Source organism: Streptomyces populi (assembly GCF_002911015.1).
Classification (GTDB): Bacteria; Actinomycetota; Actinomycetes; order Streptomycetales; family Streptomycetaceae; genus Streptomyces; species Streptomyces populi.
In genome coordinates this window covers 78540-94662 of record NZ_KZ626849.1, presented here as the reverse complement: position 1 = coordinate 94662, position 16123 = coordinate 78540, and the positions used below count along the sequence as shown (strand labels likewise).

The following is a 16123-nucleotide window of genomic DNA, read 5'->3' as shown; positions in this document are numbered from 1 at the left end:
ACACTCGAACGCCCTGTCCCCGCCCGGGAGGGTGTGCGGGACCCGCGCGAGGCGTCCCTCGCGAAGAGCGGGAGGCGGCCCGTCCTCCAGCACGTCCTGGACGGCGGGGAGGCGGAGCGATGACGACGAAGCCGTCCGGTTCCGTCGGAAGGCTCATGGCGGCGCTGCGTCCGCGCGGCACCCGCTCCGAGATGCGGGCGCTGGCCGCGGAGCTCGACCGGGTACTGCGGAGAAGGATCGACACGCCCGTCGGCCTGAGGGAACTGGCCGAGGCGCTCTGCGAGGAGATGAGCCGGCGCCGGGGCGGCCGTCCGGTCCAGCTCCGCTTCGAGCGCTTCCCCGACGAGATCGAAGTCACCGGTCTGTGGATGGAGTTCAGCGACTTCGACCTCGTCGTCGTCGAGGAGCGCGCCGACACGGTGCAGCAACTCGTCATCCTCGGACACGAGTTGTGGCACATGAAGGAAGGTCATCGCGACCATCACGCGGACGGCGCCACGGCCGTCGCCCGGGCGGCCCTCTCGGACCGTCCCGGCTGGAGCGATCCCGGGGAGCGGGCGCCGTTCCGGCAGGAGACGGCCAGCGCCGTCGCCGCGCGCGACGGATCGCGCCAGGCGGACGAGGCCCGGGCCGAGGCCTTCGGTCTGCAACTGGCGAGCGTCTTCCGGTCGTGGGTGACCGGCCTCGGCGACGACATCCCGGTCGACCCGGTCGGCCGTGCCATCGAGACCTCCCTCGGCTACCGCAGACCCCAGGAGCGGCCGACGCGCCCGGCGCCGGTCGTGGCGACCGGCGGCGCCCCGCGCGGGACCGGGACCGGTCGCGGACCGAAGGGCTGACCCCGGGACCGGCGGGCGAGGGGGCCGCCCCGCGGGACGGCCCTCAGCAGAACCGGTATCCGGCCGGACGGGCCGCCTCGACCACGTCCGCCACCACACAGCTGACGTTGTCCGGCCCGCCGGCGTCGTTCGCCGCGCCGACCAGGGCCCGCACGGCCGCGTCGGGATCGGGGGCCGAGGCGAGGAGCCGCTCGATCCCCTCGTCCGGCACGACGGTGGACAGGCCGTCCGAGCAGAGCAGATAGCGGTCGCCCGGCTGTACGTCCTGCAGCCGCAGATCCGGTACGGGGGCGACGGTGCCCAGCGCCTTGAGCAGGAGGGAGCGCTGCGGATGCGTGGTCGCCTCCTCCGGGGTGAGGCGGCCCTCGTCGATCATCGACTGGACCAGCGTGTGGTCGTGGGTGATCCGGAACAGCCCGCCGTCGCGGAGCACATAGGCCCGGGAGTCCCCGATGTGGACGAGCGCGAGCCGGGAGCCGGTCCACACCAGGGCCGTGAGCGTGCTGCCGGTGCCCTCCCAGTCCGGGGCCCCTGCCGTGCCGGGGTGCGGCACCAGGTCCGCCACGGCCCGTGCCGCGCCCTCCACGGCGTCCTCCAGCAGGTTGAGCACGTCACCGGCCGACAGCGGCTCGTCGTCCAGGAAGGTCAGGGCCCGTACGGCCGCCGTGCTCGCGGGTGCGCCGCCCGGCCCGCAGCCGTCGGCGACCGCGAGGACGCGGGCACCGGCGTGGACGCTGTCCTGGTTGGCCTCGCGGACCAGACCGGTGTCGGTGAGAGCGGAGCAGCGGAGTTCCAGCACGGTGGTGTCCTTCCCTGGGGACGGTGACAGTTGGTCCACGAGGAACGCCGCCAGATCCCGGCGGGCGGCCGTCTCGGCCTCGACCTCGACCCAGTACGCGCGGATCTCCCGCGCGGCCGGCCCCGGTTCCAGGGCGCACACCCGTCTGATGCGGGCCAGCGGCATGCCGAGCCGCCGCAGCCACGCCACCAGCCGGGCCTGTTCGAGCTGCTCCGCCGTGTAGTAGCGGTACCCGGTCCCGGGGTCCACCCGGGCGGGACGCAGCAGGTCCAGTTCGTCGTAGAGCCGCAGCGCCTTGGGCGACAGCCGGGAGGCCTTCGCGAAGGCCCCGATCGTCAGCATGTCCACGCGTCCACCCCGTCGCTCCCGTGTCCGGGCGTACCCGGTCCTGGCCCGGGTCGTGGTCCCGGACCTGGTTCATCGTTCCTCGTTCCGGGACCGATGCTGGGCCCTGACCCTTGGTGAAGGTCAAGAGCGGCCCGGACCGGGAGCGCGGGCGGTTGTTAACCTGCGGCGGGGTTGTCCCGGGACGGCGTACCGGTGGGGTGCGTCCGAGGCCGGGCGCCGGTGCCGTGCGCCGGCGCCGCACGAGGATGGAGTCCGTTGTGGCCCGTATCGCGCTCGTCACGTACGACCCGGGCGAGGAACCCGGCGCGGACCGGGACCTGCCCGTGCTGAGGGAGGCCCTGGAGGACGCCGGGGCGGTGGCGGACATCGTGCACTGGGACGATCCCGGGGCCGACTGGGCGCGCTTCGACCTGGTGCTGATCCGCTCGACCTGGGACTACAGCCACCGCGTGGCGGAGTTCGTGGCATGGGCCGAGCGGTGCGCGGGGCTCACGCGGCTGATGAACCCGGCGCCGGTCGTGCGCTGGAACACGGACAAGCGCTACCTCGGGGACCTGGCGGACGCGGGGGTGCCGGTCGTGCCGACCCGGTACGTCGCGCCGGGGGACCCGGCCGAACTGCCCGACGGGCACGAGTTCGTCGTGAAGCCCACCGCGGGGGCCGGGGCGCGCTACGCCGCCCGGTACACGCCCGGGGAGCGGGGGACGGCCCTCGGACAGCTCGCGCGGATGCACGCCGAGGGGCTGACCGCCATGGTCCAGCCGTACGTGACGGCCGTCGACACCCGGGGCGAGCGGGCGCTCCAGTTCTTCGGCGGGCGGCTGCTGCACGCCAGCCGCAAGGGTGCCGTGCTGGAGCCGGGGACGCCCTACGACGGGGACAAGACGCCCCACCCGCGGCTGGAGGTCTGGGAGCCCACCGCGTCCGAACTGGCCGTCGCCGAGAAGGCCCTGGCCGCCGTGCCGGGAGGTGCGGACGGCGTGCTCTACGCCCGGGTCGACCTCGTCGACGGCGACGACGGCGAGCCCCGGGTGATGGAGCTGGAGCTCGTCGAGCCGAACCTCTTCCTGTGGCTCCACCCCGGGTCGCTGCCCGTCGTCGTGGACCGGATCGTCGAGGCCGCCACCCGCTGAGAGCGCCGCCCGCCGAGGGCGCGTCCCGGAGCACGCCGGCCCCGTCCGCGGTGCCGAGGGTGGTCCGCCCGCGGTTCCGTGCCCGGTCCGGGCCGCGGTCCGCCCGGGAACTACCGGCCGGGACCCTCGGCGCGCCCCGGCACCGGCCCCTCGACGCCCACCCGTTGCAGCAGCCCCCAGGTGAACTCCGCCGCGCACGCGTGCGGCACGCCCGACGCGTCGGGGGCCGTGAACGCCAGACCCCACCGGGTCGGGGCCGTGCCCTCCAGGGGCCGGGCGGGGGCGAAGGCGCGGGCCGCCTCGTCGACCGTGCAGCACCAGGGGGTCAGGTCCTCCAGGGTCTCCAGCGCGGGGGCGGGGGCGCCCGGGGCCCGTACGAGCCATTCGTTCCAGACGACGCCGTTCGGGGCGAGCAGGACCTCGAAGCGCAGGTCGGGCCACAGCGGCACCGGCCATTGCAGGGCCTCGCAGGTCAGATCGCCGATCCGGCGCTCGCGCGCGGACTCGGGGGCGCCGAGGACCGAGCGGTGGCGCGAGGCGGCGGGGCGTGCGCGCGGGGCGTGCAGCATCGCCTGCCAGCGCCGGTTGGCCTCGCGCATGTCCGCGACGGACACGCCCAGTTCGTGACGGGCGTCCTCGACCAGGTCCGGATTGTGGTCGGCCATGCGGCGCAGCAGGACGAGCTGGAAGTCGAGCGGGGCGAAGGGGGCGGCGGGGCGTTTGGCCGGCATGGGGTCCATGGTCGCGCACCAGGCCCTCGCCGGGCGGGCAACCGGCCCCACCCAGCGAACCCCCCGACCCCGGCCTGCCCCCGCTCCGACCCTGCCCGGCTCTGCCCGGCCCCGCTCCTGCCCGGCTCTGCTCTCCGGCCCAGCCCCGGTCCCAGCCCCGGTCCCGGCTCTGCCACGGCCTCTGCTCGGCCCTGCCCTGTCCTGGTTCTGCCCCGCCCCTGCCCCGCCCCTGGCCCTGTCCCACGGCCCCGGCCCCGCTCTGGCCCGGCCGCGGCCTGGCCCTGCCCCGACCTCACTCCGGCCCCGCCACGGGAAACCGCCCGCCCGGCCCCCACGGGGGCAGGCCCTGCGGCCCGGCCCCGGCGTCCGGCTCCGCGGCCGGTTCCGGTGTCCGGCTCCGTGCGCGGTGGGTTCGTCGTCGGGTTCGGCACGGCCCTTTCGTGCCCCCTGGGCGCGGCCCGGTGCCGGGCCGCGCGGAGGCCCGCGGGTACGGGCCTCTCAAACCATTGCCCGCCCCAGGGCGAATGACTAGCCTGTGTTCGTCATCCCGATCGTCTGTTGAAATTTCGAACAAAAGGGAGGGGGCCGGCTGTGGGACGCCTCGTACCTGCCGTGACCCGGGCTCTGGACATACTGGAGCTCTTTCTCGACGGGGACGGGACTCTCTCCGCCCCCGACATCGTGCGCCGGCTCCAGCTCCCGCGCACGACCGTGCACGAACTGGTGACCACGCTCGCCGCCCGGTCGTACATCGTGCAGGTGCCCGGCCAGCCGGGACGCTACCGGCTGGGCGTGCGCCCCTACCAGCTCGGCAGCCGCTACGCCGAGCAGCTCGACCTCGCGGCCGAGGGCCAGCAGGTCGCCCGTTCCGTCGCCGAGACCTGCGACGAGACCGTGCACGTGGCGATCCTCGAGGGCACCGACGTCATCTACATCGCGAAGGTCGACTCCACGCACGCGGTGCGCATGGTCTCGGCGGCCGGCCGCCGGCTTCCCGCGCACTGCACCTCCGTCGGCAAGATGCTGCTCGCCTCCCTCTCCGAGCCGGAACTGGCCTCGCGCGTCCCCGACGACGCCGACCTCGTGGCGATGACCCCGAACAGCATCACCGAACCGGGCGCCCTGCGCGAGGCCCTCGCCGAGATCCGCCGTCGCGGGATCGCCGTCGAGAGCCGTGAGTCCAACCCGGACGTCAGCTGTGTCGCCGCCCCGGTGCGCGACCGCGCGGGCCAGGTCGTCGCCGCGCTCTCCATCTCCGTGCCGATGATCCGCTGGAGCGACGAGCGCCGCGCCGAACTCGAGCAGCTCGCGGTGAAGGGCGCCGCCGAGCTGTCCGAGCGGCTCGGCCACCGGAGCGCGCGGTGACCGCCGTCGAGGTCGCGGTCCCGGCGCACGCGGCGCTCGGCGAGGGCCCGACCTGGGACGCCCGGGCGGAGCGGCTCATCTGGGTCGACATCCTCGGCTCCCGGATCCACACCTACGATCCCGCCTCCGGCCGCCGCACGGTGACGGCGACCGAGCAGCACGTGGGCGCGGCCAAGCCCCGCGCGGGCGGCGGACTGGTCGTCAACCTCCGTGACGGCGTGGGGCTCTACGGAGCACAGGGGTCCGGTGAGCCCTTCCGGTGGCTGCACCGGGACCCCGTCCCGGGCCGCCGCGCGAACGACGCGGCGGTCGCTCCCGACGGCTCGCTGTGGTTCGGCACCATGCGCTACGACGAGGCGCCGCGCGGCGGTTCGCTGTCCCGGCTCACCCCGGACGGAACCGTACGGACGGTCCTCGACGACGTCGCCGTCAGCAACGGCACGGGCTGGAGCCCGGACGGCCGGCTGATGTACTACATCGACTCCCCGACCCGCCGGATCGATGTCTTCGACGTGGGCGAGGACCGGACGCCCACCGGCAGACGGCCGCTGGTGACCGTCGACGACGGTTTCCCCGACGGGCTCACGGTCGACGCCGACGGCTGCGTCTGGGTGGCCCTGTGGGACGGCGGAGCGGTCCGCCGCTACACCCCGGACGGGGTCCTCGACCGCGTGATCGAGCTCCCCGTCCGCCGCCCCACCGCCTGCGCCTTCGGCGGCCCCGGCCTGGCCGACCTGTACGTCACCACCGCGCGCACGGGCCTCACGGCACCGCACCCGATGTCCGGCTCCCTGCTCGTCGTCCCCGGCGCGGGCAAGGGCCTGCCGCAGGTGCCCTTCGCCCTGTGAGGAACTCCGGCGGTCCGTCGCCCCCCTGTGCTGACAGCTTGTGAAATCTGGTACTTTCGCGCTCTGTCGAGCGGGCAGGGGGGATCCGATGACGGTGGGCCAGGAGCGGGAGGAGTACGAGCAGGTCCTGGACACCGTGGTCACCTCGGTGTCGGAGACCTACTACTCCCAGCTCGTCCAAGCCGTCAGCGTCGCCCGGGGCCGTGCGCAGGCCGCCCAGTCCACCGTCACCCTGTTCGCCGGCGGACTGATGGCGGCACTGAGCGTCACGGCCCTCGCGGACCGCCCCGCGCCCATCCGGTGGACAGGCATAGCGTCCGTCGCGCTGTGGCTCCTCGCGGCCCTGCTCTACCTCCACGCCGTCGCCTCGCCCGTCCCCGAGGACCCGGAACAGGAACGCAAGGTGGCGTCCCGCCGGCAACTGCTCGACAAGGTGATAGCGAAGGTCCGGGAGGAAGCCCGGACGATCGACCGGTGGCAGCGCCGGGCCAACCGGGCCGCGGCCGTGGCGGTCGCGCTGAGCGTCCTCACCTTCGCGGCGACGGTCCTCACCGACCCGGTGCGCGAGACCGCCGAGGGAGCGGTCGTGATCGACCCGTCCTACGCGTCCGCGCTGAGCGCGCTCTGCTCGAAGGAGTCCGCCGCCGCCGGACGGGTCGAGGGACGGATCGTCAAGGACTCCCTGCGGACGTCGTTCGTCGAGATCGAACCCGACCGGGGTGTCTGCGAGGAGCGGGGCACGACCCTGCACCTGCCTCGCGGCAAGGTCAGAGGCGTGAGGTGGCAGGATGGCTGAGCCGGAGGAGACCGCCCATTTCCTGGTCCTGGGACCGCTGCCCGCGGACGGCCAGGGCGGTGACGGCATCCGCGCCTCGGTGCTCGCCGACCTGACGGGACTGCACGAGGCCGGGCACCGGCTCGACGGGATCTTCGTCCTCGGCACCTCGGGCGATCCCACGGCCGCCAAGGACCTCGTCCTGGAGTTCCAGCTCGCCTGCATCGACGAGCGTGGGTACGAGCCCTTCGTCCTCCCCGTCCCCGGGCCGGACGACCGCCGCACCATGCCCGCCATGCGGTCGCTGGCACGTGAACTGGCGGGCGGCTGGGACCAGATCGCCCCCCATGTGTGGCGCGGGGAGATGGCCGACGACATCGTCGGGCCGCTGCGGTCGCGCGTCTTCCCGGATCTGGCGGCCTGGGAGGACGAGAGCGCGTCCTCCCACGCCGGCCGGCACCCCGGTCTGCTGCCCGGCGACGGCTCCGTGTGCCACGAGGCGGGTGGGCGCAGGATCGGTCTCGTCTGCGTGAACACCGTCTTCCGCATGGTGGCCGACGACGCGCCCACCACGCTCGCCGGCTGCTTCGAGGAACAGCTCGACCTCGCCGTGGGGGAGGAGTTCGGCGGCTGGGCGGGGCGCAACGACCTGACGCTGCTGCTGGCCGGCCGCACCGGTGCGCTGCCCGAACTGCCGCCGGAGGCAGCTCCGTTGCTGGCCCTCGCCGGAAGCGGGGAGCGGGACGCGAGCGGCTGGCGGCTGCCCTTCGACGACGGCGCCGCGCACCTCCTGCTCCGCGTGGACCTGAGCGCCGACCGCCCGGTCGTCACGGACGCCGCCACTCGGCGTCAACTGCCGACGACGCTCCCGGCCCGCGTCCGGAGCGTGCCGCCCGGGGCGCCTGCTGCCCGCAGGCCGGAGGAGGCCTACGACGAGGACTCCCTCCTCGCCGACTTCTACCGGCACATGTCGACCGGCCAGATGGTGCTCGCACTGGTCTCGGGGCCGGAGGAGGGCAGCCCCGTCGACACCGACGAGCTGGGCCGCCGCCTCGCCGAGGCCGCTTTCGGCGCGGTGCCGCAGCCGGCTCCCGCGCTGCACGAGACCTGGGCCGCCGTCCGTCGCCGGCTCTCGAAGCAGCAGCTCGAGCAGTACCTCGAAGCCCTGTCCGTCCCGGAGGACTACGACGGCCGCACGGTGTACAACCTGCTGCGCGCACCCTGGTCGCGCGTCTACGACTTCACCGGAGGCGACGCGCTTCCCACGGTCCGCAACGCCCGCCTGGCGGAGAGCGTGGCCCTCGTGAACGCCTGCCAGGACCCCCCGACGAGCAGGCGCAGCTCCCTCGAGATCGTCACCATGAACGGCTGGCCCCACGGCGGCGGCCCGCAGGACTTCGGCGACGCGTGGTCCGTTCCGCCGAACGACGCGCGGGGCCTGTGGTTCCGGCGGTTCCAGGCGGAACTGCTGACCAGGCCCGTCGTCTTCCTGTCCCTCTCACCGAGCAGCCCCGCGCTGTGGGAGACCCTCCGCATCGGCGGCCGGGTCTTCGGCGGGCACGAGTTCCCCGGCTTCCTCGTCACCCCGGAGGGCACGGCCGCGGACCGGGCCCGACTGCGCGAGGCGGGCCTGCGCCACATCCGTACGGCGCCCGCGGACTTCGTACGAGGCCGCCTCGGCCCCGGAGTCCAGGCGTTGCAGGACGGACGGCGGGTGCTCACCGAGGAGTACACGGGAACTCGTGACGGAGTGGGGATCGTCCGGGTGGCCCAGCTCCTCGACGACGCTCCCGCGGGCGCGAGCGACTTCCTGGACGGGCGGGACCCGACGTGGGGTGACATCAAGGACAAGAACATCGCCGCGCAGCTCTCCCTGGCCGACGCCGTCGAGAAGCGGGCCCGGCCCGCCGAGGGGGAGCGGCAGCCGATCGTCCTGGTGAAGGGCACCGCCGGTTCCGGCAAGACGACCGCCCTGATGCAGGTCGCCTACCGGCTCCACACGAAGGCGAAGAACGTGGGCTGGGTGGACCGCGGGGCGTCCCGGACCTCCCGCGATATCGAGAAGCAGGCGCGCGAGGAGTCCTTCGGCGCGATCTTCGTGGACGACGTCGACATGTTCACGCGTCGCGCCGCCCCGCTGCTGACCAATCTGAACGACAACGGCCGCACCCTGGTGGTGGCCGCGATCCGGGAGACCCGGTGGTCGGAGATCGACGCGGGCTTCCCCGCCGAGGTCGTCAGCTCCGACCAGTTGCTGACCGACGGCGACCTCAAGGAGATCGTCAAAGCGCTCGACAGGAACGCGCGGATCGGCGAGCTCAAGAAGCATCGGCTGATGCGTCAGAAGGTCGCGAAGCTGCGGGAGAAGTGCGACCAAGGGCTGCTCGCCGCCATGATCGAGGCGGTGACGGGGAGCTCCCTGACCCAGAAGGTGGAGAGCGAGTTCCACCAGTTGAAGCAGGAACAGCGCGGACCGTACGCGGTGATCTCGCTCTCGGACTCCTCGCTGATCTTCCAGCAACGGGGCATCGACGAGACCGACCTGCTGGACATCGTCTCCCACCCGATGGCTCCGAACCGGAGCCATCGAGCCGCGGTGAACGCGCTCGTGGAGATGAACCTGCTGGTGCGCACCGGTGACGGCCGGCTGCGCTGCCGGCAGCGGACCATCGCCGACACGGTCGTCCGGACCGTGCTGCGGCAGCGCAAGGACGACCTCGAGTGGGTCATCGCCAAGTTGCTGCTGTTCTACGCGGGACGCGCCTGGCACATCACGGACAACCAGCACCGCGATCGCAGCGCCATGATCAAGTTGCTCAGCCACGAGACCATGCGAGGGCTGGACCTGGACGCCGAGGCGGTACGGCGGATCTACAACGCCGCACACCAGTTCCTGGCGGACGACCACCACTACTGGTTGCAGCGCGCCGAGTACGAGGCCGCGCAGGGCAAGCTCGATCTCGCCAGGAACCACCTCGCGGCCGCGAAGGGCTGCCCCGGCGGATCCGAGGACAGGCTCGTCGTCACCGCCGACGCCAAGGTGCGCCTGCGCTCCTCGGCCCAGGACCCGACCGACCCTCAGCTGATGCGGGCGGCGGTCCAGGCCGTGCACGACCTGTCCCAAGTCGCCACCCAGTACAGGAGCGAGGCCCCGCACGCCTTCGTCGTACTCGCCCGAGAGGGCTTCCTGTGGGCGGAGAAGTGCGGCGACAACCTCACGCCGCCGGAGTACGTGGATGTGCTGGACCGCATCGCGGAGGGCATCGCGCTGGGGAAGAAGTGCAACCCGAAGAACAACCGTGTCGGGGCCGCGGTGGACGTGTACGGCCCGAAGGTGGAGAACTTGCGCAGACGAGGGCCGGGCATCCCGATCTGACGGTCCGTGCCGTGCCGGTACCGATCGGTCCCCGTCAAGTCCCTTGTCGCCCGGTGGTGTTCGGTATCTCGTGTTCCGTTCGAAAGTTCTGCGCGAACCATTGACGAGTAAGCGCTTCCTATCTACGGTCCCGTTCGAAGTTGCGAGCGTCTTCCGAAATCTCGAACAGTGAGGGCGGGGAATGGGACGACCTGGCCTGAACCGAAGGCAACTCCTGGCCGGAGCAGGTGGGTTGACGGTCGCGGGCAGCCTCGGCTTTGCCGCGCTCGGCACCGGCGCGGACGCGCTCGCGTCCGGTGCGCGCACCCGCGTCCGCTACTGGAACCTCTTCAGCGGCGGCGACGGCTACAACATGATCGCGATGCTGGACGCCTTCCGCCGGGCGAACCTCGGTATCGCCGTGAAGGACTCGACCCTCCAGTGGGGCAACCCCTTCTACACCAAGCTCGCCATGGCGGCCGCGGGCAACCGGGCACCGGACCTCGGCGTCATGCACATCGGCCGGGTCGCCGGCTTCGCACCGGGCCGTCTCCTGGACGCCTGGGACGTCGGCCTGCTCGCCGAGTACGGACTGCGGGAGTCGGACTACAACCCGAAGCTGTGGCGGCGCGGCATCGTCGACGGCAGGCTCTACGCACTCCCGCTCGACGTCCACGTCCAGCTCTGCTTCTACCGCAAGGACGTGCTGAGGAAGGCCGGCCTGCTCGGCGCCGACGACCGGATGGTGCCGGTCACCTCGGTCGACGACTGGTTCGGCGTGCTCGAGGAGGCCAGGAAGGCCACCAGGAAAGGCTTGCAGACCATCGGTCTGTGGATCAACGACCAGAACTTCCAGTGGTGGTTCTTCGTCGCCTTCTACACCCAGCTCGGCGGCACCTGGTTCGACGACGCGAGGACCGGGGTCACCTTCGACACCGACAAGGCCACCCAGGTCCTGGAGTTCCTGCGCCGGCACGTCACCGACGGCTACGCGAACCCGGCCATGGGCTCCGTCAACGCCGAACAGTTCATCAACGGCGCCCCGTTCGCCTGGGAGGGCAACTGGTCGGTGCCGGTCTACTCCGGCGCCAAGCTCGACTACGGCGCGATCCCGCTGCCTCCCGTCCTCGGTACCCGGGCCACCCACGCCGAGTCGCACGCCTTCGTCCTGCCGCACCGGTCCGACCGCGGCGGCGCCACGAACGAGGCCGCCCACCGGCTCGCCGCCTACGTGGTCACGCACGCCCGGCAGTGGGCGGCCGGCGGCCACATCCCCGCCCATCTCCCGACGCTGTCCACGCCGGCGTACCGGAAGCTCTCCCCGCAGAACGAGTACGTGTCGGCCATGAACCACCAGGCCAACGAGCCCACGGTGTGGTTCGCGGGCTCCACCGGCATCCTCGCCCAGCGGGTCGGCCCGATCGTCGTCTCCTCGACCGTCGGCTCCGCCGGGCCCGACGCGGCGGCGCGCCGCATGAAGAGCGAACTCGCCACGCTGCTCGCGATGAAGAACCCCATGGACGGCAGGACCGCCGCGCAGGGAGGTACGGCCGCATGACGACCGCCGACACGGTCCTCGCCCCGGCCCGCGCCAGGACCGCCGCCACGAGCGCCACCCTCCGCCGCAAGCAGGGCTTCCAGCACGGCGGCTGGTTCGTGGCGCCCTTCCTGCTGCTGTTCACCCTCTTCGTGATCTGGCCGCTGCTGCGCGGTGTCTACCTCAGCCTCACGGACGCCAACATCACCGGCGCGGACGCGCACTTCATCGGCCTCGACAACTACCGCGAGGCCCTGAGGGACCCCCTGATGTGGGACGCCCTCGGCCACAGCGCGTACTTCACGCTGCTGGTCGTGCCCTGCATCACGGTCCTCGCCCTCCTCCTCGCGATGCTCGCCCACCACATCGAGCGCGGGAAGTGGCTGTGGCGCCTGTGCTTCTTCGCGCCCTTCCTCCTCCCCTCCACCGTCGCCGGCAACCTCTGGCAGTGGCTGTTCAACCCCGGCACCGGAATGATCAACCACGTGTCCGGCGGCGACACGCCCTGGCTGACCGACAAGTCGTACGCGATGCTCGCCGTCGTCGTCGAGACCCTGTGGTGGACCGTCGGCTTCAGCTTCCTGCTCTACCTCGCCGCCCTCCAGTCCATCCCCGCCCACCTCTACGAGGCCGCGAAACTGGACGGTGCGAACGCCTGGCACCGCACGGTCCACATCACCCTGCCGATGCTCCGCAACATCACCGGCCTGGTGATCGCCCTTCAGATCCTCGCCTCGCTCCAGGTCTTCGACCAGGCGGTGGTCATGATGGACTTCGGCCCCGGCCCCGAGAGCTCCACCCGCACCTTCGTCCAGTACACCCTGGAGGAGGGCTTCACCAGCTACCGCGTGGGCTACGCCTCCGCGATCTCCATCATCTTCTTCGTGATCATCGCCGCCGTCGCCCTCGCGAGGATGTGGCTGCTGCGCAACCGCACCGAGGAGGCCACCCGATGACGACCGCGGTGCCCGTGAAGCCCCGTAAGACATGGACCCCCGGCCAGATCGTCCTCACCCTCCTCGGCACGGCCGTCTCCGTGGTCCTCCTGGCCCCTCTCCTCTGGGGCCTGTTCACCTCGCTCAAGTCCGAGACCGAGGCCGTCGAGGTGCCGCCGCACTGGCTGCCGGAGGACTGGACGGGCCAGGCGTGGAAGGCCCTCTTCGAGACCGGCAACATCACGAGCTGGTTCGTCAACTCCCTGGTCGTCTCGGTGTGCGTGACGTTCCTGGTGGTACTGGTGAGCGCGCTCGCCGGCTACGGATTCGCCCGCACCGAGTTCCGCGGGAAGGGCGCCCTGATGGGCCTGGTCATGTCCGGCCTGATGGTCTCCCCGGCGGTCCTCGGCGTCCCCCTGTTCACCACGGTCCAGCAGATGGGGATGGTCGACACCTACTGGGGCATGATCCTTCCGCAGTGCGCGCCCGCCGCGATGGTCTACATCCTCTACAAGTTCTTCCAGGGCGTCCCGCGCGAGCTGGAGGAGGCGGCCTTCATCGACGGCGCGGGCCGCTGGCGGGTCTTCCTCACCATCGTCGTCCCGCTCTCGCGCCCCTCGCTCTCCGCGGTCGGCATCTTCACCTTCATCGCGTCCTGGAACAACTTCCTGTGGCCGTACATGGTGACCAACAACCCCGACCTGATGACCATGCCGAACGGCATCGCGACCGTCATGAACTCCTACGGCATCCAGTGGGCCCAGCTCATGGCCGGCGGCCTGATGGCGGGCCTGCCGCTGATCGTCGTCTTCGTCTTCTTCCAGCGCCAGATCGTCGCCGGTGTCGCGCACACCGGTCTCGCCGGCCAGTGACCGAGGAGGTCGCCGAGTGAAGTTCCCCAGATCCGTGGCGGTCCTGGCCGCCGCGGCCCTCGCCCTCCTGCCCGCCACCGCGCGGGCCGCGGAGTACCCCGACCCGGAGCCCCTCACCGGACAGCAGGTCATCCACGACCCCACGGTCGTCCGTCTCGGGTCCGGCGGCTACGTGGCCTATTCGACCGGCGGGGTGATCGGCGCCCGCCTCTCGAAGGACCGGGTCCGGTGGGAGGACGCGGGCGACGCCTTCGCCGCGCCCCCGAGCTGGTGGTACGAGTACAACCCCACCGGCGACCCCTGGGCCCCGGACATCTCCCACCGCGCGGGCCGGTACTGGCTCTACTACGCCGTCTCCTCCTGGGGCACCAACCACTCCGCGATCGGCGTCGCCACCTCCCGGAGCGGTCTGCCCGGCACCTGGACCGACCACGGCAAGGTCCTCACCTCGGACACCACCGACACCTGGAACGCCATCGACCCGGCCGTGATCCGCGCCGACGGCCGGCTGTGGATGACGTTCGGCTCGTACTGGACGGGCATCCGCATGGTCGAACTGGACCCGGAAACCGGCAAGGCCCGAGCGGGCGCCCCCGTGCACCACCTGGCGACCCGCCCGGACGCCCCGTACGCGGTCGAGGGCCCCTACGTCGTCCGGCACGGCCGCCACTTCTACCTCTTCGCCTCCTACGACGCGTGCTGCGCGGGCGTGAACTCCACGTACAGGATCCGGGTGGGCCGGTCGACGTCCGTCACCGGCCCCTACACGGACAGCACCGGCAGACCCATGCTCGAAGGCGGCGGTGACCTCCTGCTGGCCGGGCACGGCCGCTACGCCGGCCCCGGCGGCGAGTCGGTCTTCCGGGACCGCGGCCAGGACTGGCTGGCGTACCACTACTACGACGCGGACGACAACGGCATGCCCAAGCTGGGCCTGAACAGGCTGACCTGGAACGCGGACGGCTGGCCGAGCCTGCGCTAGCCCCCGCAGCCGCGCCTGCCCCGTGCCCGCCCGTTCGCGCGACGGACCCGCCCGTACTCCTCCACCCCCCAGGCGCCCCGAAAGGACACCATGCGCACCGCCCGTTTCGCCCTCGACCCCGCCTTCACCATCGGCGAGGCCGACCCCCGTCTCTTCGGTTCCTTCGTCGAGCACCTCGGCCGCTGCGTCTACACCGGCGTCTTCGAACCGGACCATCCCTCGGCCGACGCCGAGGGCCTGCGCACCGACGTGCTGGAACTCGTCCGCGAGCTCGGTGTCACGGTCGTCCGCTACCCCGGCGGCAACTTCGTCTCCGGCTACGACTGGGAGGACTCGGTGGGCCCCGCCGAGGAGCGGCCCCGCCGGCTGGACCTCGCCTGGCGCTCCACCGAGTCCAACCGCTTCGGGCTCAGCGAGTTCATCGGCTTCGTGCGGAAGATCGGCCCGCGGGCCGAGCCGATGATGGCCCTCAACCTCGGCACGCGCGGGGTCGCCGAGGCGCTGGCGCTCCAGGAGTACGCCAACCACCCCTCGGGGACCGCCCGTTCCGAGCAACGGATCGCGCACGGAGACAAGGACCCCTTCGGCATCGGACTGTGGTGCCTCGGCAACGAGATGGACGGCCCCTGGCAGACCGGCCACAAGACCGCCGGGGAGTACGGCCGCCTCGCCGCCGAGACCGCCCGCGCGATGCGGCAGATCGATCCCGGCCTCGAACTCGTCGCGTGCGGTTCGTCCGGACAGGGCATGGCGACCTTCGCCGAGTGGGAGGCGACGGTCCTGGCCGAGACGTACGACCTCGTCGACCACATCTCCCTGCACGCCTACTACGAGGAGACCGACGGCGACCGGGACTCGTTCCTCGCCTCCGCCGTCGACATGGAGTCGTTCATCGAGAACGTGGTCGCCACCTGCGACCACGTGGGCGCCCGGCTGAAGTCCACGAAGAGGATCAACCTCTCCTTCGACGAGTGGAACGTCTGGTACCAGAGCAGGCCGAACCCGCACCCGGTCGAGGACTGGCAGGAGGCCCCGCGCCTGCTGGAGGACGTCTACACCGTCACGGACGCGGTCGTGTTCGGCTCGCTCCTCATCGCGCTGCTGCGGCACGCGGACCGGGTGGCCGTCGCCTGCCTCGCCCAGCTCGTCAACGTCATCGCGCCGATCATGACCGAACCCGGCGGCCCGGCCTGGCGGCAGACGACGTTCCACCCGTTCGCACAGGCCTCGGCGCACGGGCGGGGGCAGGTCCTCGACGTCCGGGTGGACTCGCCGACGTACACGACCCGCAAGTACGGCGAGGCGGACCTGCTGCACGCCACCGCGGTACGCGCCGAGGACGGCTCGGTCACCGTCTTCGCCGTCAACCGCAGCCGGACCGAGGCGCTGCCGCTGGAGGCCGCCCTGGGCCGGACGGGCCTGACGGCGGTCCTCGAGCACAGCGCGCTCGCCGACGCCGATCCGGACGCCGTCAACAGCCTGCACGACCCGGACCGGGTCACCCCGCACCCGGTCGAGGGGACCGTGCTCCGGGACGGCACGCTCACCGCCGTCCTGGAGCCGCTGTCCTGGAACATGATCCGGCTGGTGTAGGACCCGTCCCG

13 protein-coding genes are annotated in these 16123 nt (G+C 72.3%); 11 read left to right on the top strand and 2 right to left on the bottom strand.

The window, feature by feature from the left end; all coding sequences use genetic code 11:
- Window positions 1-119 precede the first annotated feature (119 nt).
- Window positions 120-839: a toxin-antitoxin system, toxin component gene (locus tag CW362_RS08250; protein ID WP_240657716.1), complete on the top strand. Its 720-nt coding sequence runs from the start codon at window positions 120-122 to the stop codon at window positions 837-839.
- Between the two features lie 43 nt (window positions 840-882).
- Here the strand turns inward: CW362_RS08250 and CW362_RS08245 are convergent, their stop codons facing one another.
- Window positions 883-1980: a MerR family transcriptional regulator gene (locus CW362_RS08245; RefSeq protein ID WP_103548738.1), complete on the bottom strand. Its 1098-nt coding sequence runs from the start codon at window positions 1978-1980 to the stop codon at window positions 883-885.
- Between the two features lie 263 nt (window positions 1981-2243).
- Between CW362_RS08245 and CW362_RS08240 the strand changes: the two genes are divergently transcribed.
- Window positions 2244-3119, top strand: a complete 876-nt coding sequence (locus CW362_RS08240; RefSeq protein WP_103548705.1) for an ATP-grasp domain-containing protein — start codon at window positions 2244-2246, stop codon at window positions 3117-3119.
- A gap of 110 nt (window positions 3120-3229) precedes the next feature.
- Here the strand turns inward: CW362_RS08240 and CW362_RS08235 are convergent, their stop codons facing one another.
- Window positions 3230-3859, bottom strand: a complete 630-nt coding sequence (locus CW362_RS08235; RefSeq protein ID WP_103548704.1) for a hypothetical protein — start codon at window positions 3857-3859, stop codon at window positions 3230-3232.
- Window positions 3860-4441: 582 nt separating this feature from the next.
- Here CW362_RS08235 and CW362_RS08230 point away from each other — a divergent pair.
- From CW362_RS08230 to arfA, 9 genes are all read left to right on the top strand, one after another.
- On the top strand, window positions 4442-5215 hold the full coding sequence (locus tag CW362_RS08230) for an IclR family transcriptional regulator (RefSeq protein ID WP_103548703.1): 774 nt from the start codon (window positions 4442-4444) through the stop codon (window positions 5213-5215).
- The gene (locus CW362_RS08225) at window positions 5212-6063 is read left to right on the top strand and encodes an SMP-30/gluconolactonase/LRE family protein (protein ID WP_103548702.1); all 852 of its coding nucleotides are present in this window, start codon (window positions 5212-5214) and stop codon (window positions 6061-6063) included. Before CW362_RS08230 ends, CW362_RS08225 begins: the two co-directional genes overlap by 4 nt.
- Before the next feature lie 88 nt (window positions 6064-6151).
- Window positions 6152-6859 (top strand): hypothetical protein, encoded by a 708-nt coding sequence (locus tag CW362_RS08220; RefSeq protein WP_103548701.1) that lies wholly within the window; start codon window positions 6152-6154, stop codon window positions 6857-6859.
- Complete coding sequence (locus CW362_RS08215; protein ID WP_103548700.1) at window positions 6852-10214, top strand: ATP-binding protein; 3363 nt, start codon at window positions 6852-6854, stop codon at window positions 10212-10214. The genes CW362_RS08220 and CW362_RS08215 overlap by 8 nt, the downstream gene beginning before the upstream one ends.
- A gap of 181 nt (window positions 10215-10395) precedes the next feature.
- On the top strand, window positions 10396-11751 hold the full coding sequence (locus CW362_RS08210; protein ID WP_103548699.1) for an extracellular solute-binding protein: 1356 nt from the start codon (window positions 10396-10398) through the stop codon (window positions 11749-11751).
- The gene (locus CW362_RS08205) at window positions 11748-12686 is read left to right on the top strand and encodes a carbohydrate ABC transporter permease (protein ID WP_103548698.1); all 939 of its coding nucleotides are present in this window, start codon (window positions 11748-11750) and stop codon (window positions 12684-12686) included. Before CW362_RS08210 ends, CW362_RS08205 begins: the two co-directional genes overlap by 4 nt.
- Entirely contained in the window at window positions 12683-13537 is an 855-nt protein-coding gene (locus CW362_RS08200) for a carbohydrate ABC transporter permease (RefSeq protein WP_103548697.1), read from the top strand. The genes CW362_RS08205 and CW362_RS08200 overlap by 4 nt, the downstream gene beginning before the upstream one ends.
- Before the next feature lie 16 nt (window positions 13538-13553).
- Complete coding sequence (locus tag CW362_RS08195; protein WP_103548696.1) at window positions 13554-14519, top strand: arabinan endo-1,5-alpha-L-arabinosidase; 966 nt, start codon at window positions 13554-13556, stop codon at window positions 14517-14519.
- A gap of 90 nt (window positions 14520-14609) precedes the next feature.
- Window positions 14610-16112 carry an arabinosylfuranosidase ArfA gene (gene arfA / locus CW362_RS08190; RefSeq protein WP_103548695.1) on the top strand — a complete coding sequence of 501 codons (1503 nt, stop codon included), beginning with the start codon at window positions 14610-14612 and terminating at the stop codon, window positions 16110-16112.
- Window positions 16113-16123 lie beyond the last annotated feature (11 nt).

What these genes read in the sequence shown, in the direction of transcription:
- CW362_RS08250 (WP_240657716.1), top strand. Translation starts at nt 120, where the DNA reads ATGACGACGAAGCCGTCCGGTTCCGTCGGAAGGCTCATGGCGGCGCTG.
- CW362_RS08245 (WP_103548738.1), bottom strand. Translation starts at nt 1,980, where the DNA reads ATGCTGACGATCGGGGCCTTCGCGAAGGCCTCCCGGCTGTCGCCCAAG.
- CW362_RS08235 (WP_103548704.1), bottom strand. Translation starts at nt 3,859, where the DNA reads ATGGACCCCATGCCGGCCAAACGCCCCGCCGCCCCCTTCGCCCCGCTC.
- CW362_RS08220 (WP_103548701.1), top strand. Translation starts at nt 6,152, where the DNA reads ATGACGGTGGGCCAGGAGCGGGAGGAGTACGAGCAGGTCCTGGACACC.
- CW362_RS08215 (WP_103548700.1), top strand. Translation starts at nt 6,852, where the DNA reads ATGGCTGAGCCGGAGGAGACCGCCCATTTCCTGGTCCTGGGACCGCTG.
- CW362_RS08210 (WP_103548699.1), top strand. Translation starts at nt 10,396, where the DNA reads ATGGGACGACCTGGCCTGAACCGAAGGCAACTCCTGGCCGGAGCAGGT.
- CW362_RS08205 (WP_103548698.1), top strand. Translation starts at nt 11,748, where the DNA reads ATGACGACCGCCGACACGGTCCTCGCCCCGGCCCGCGCCAGGACCGCC.
- CW362_RS08200 (WP_103548697.1), top strand. Translation starts at nt 12,683, where the DNA reads ATGACGACCGCGGTGCCCGTGAAGCCCCGTAAGACATGGACCCCCGGC.
- arfA (WP_103548695.1), top strand. Translation starts at nt 14,610, where the DNA reads ATGCGCACCGCCCGTTTCGCCCTCGACCCCGCCTTCACCATCGGCGAG.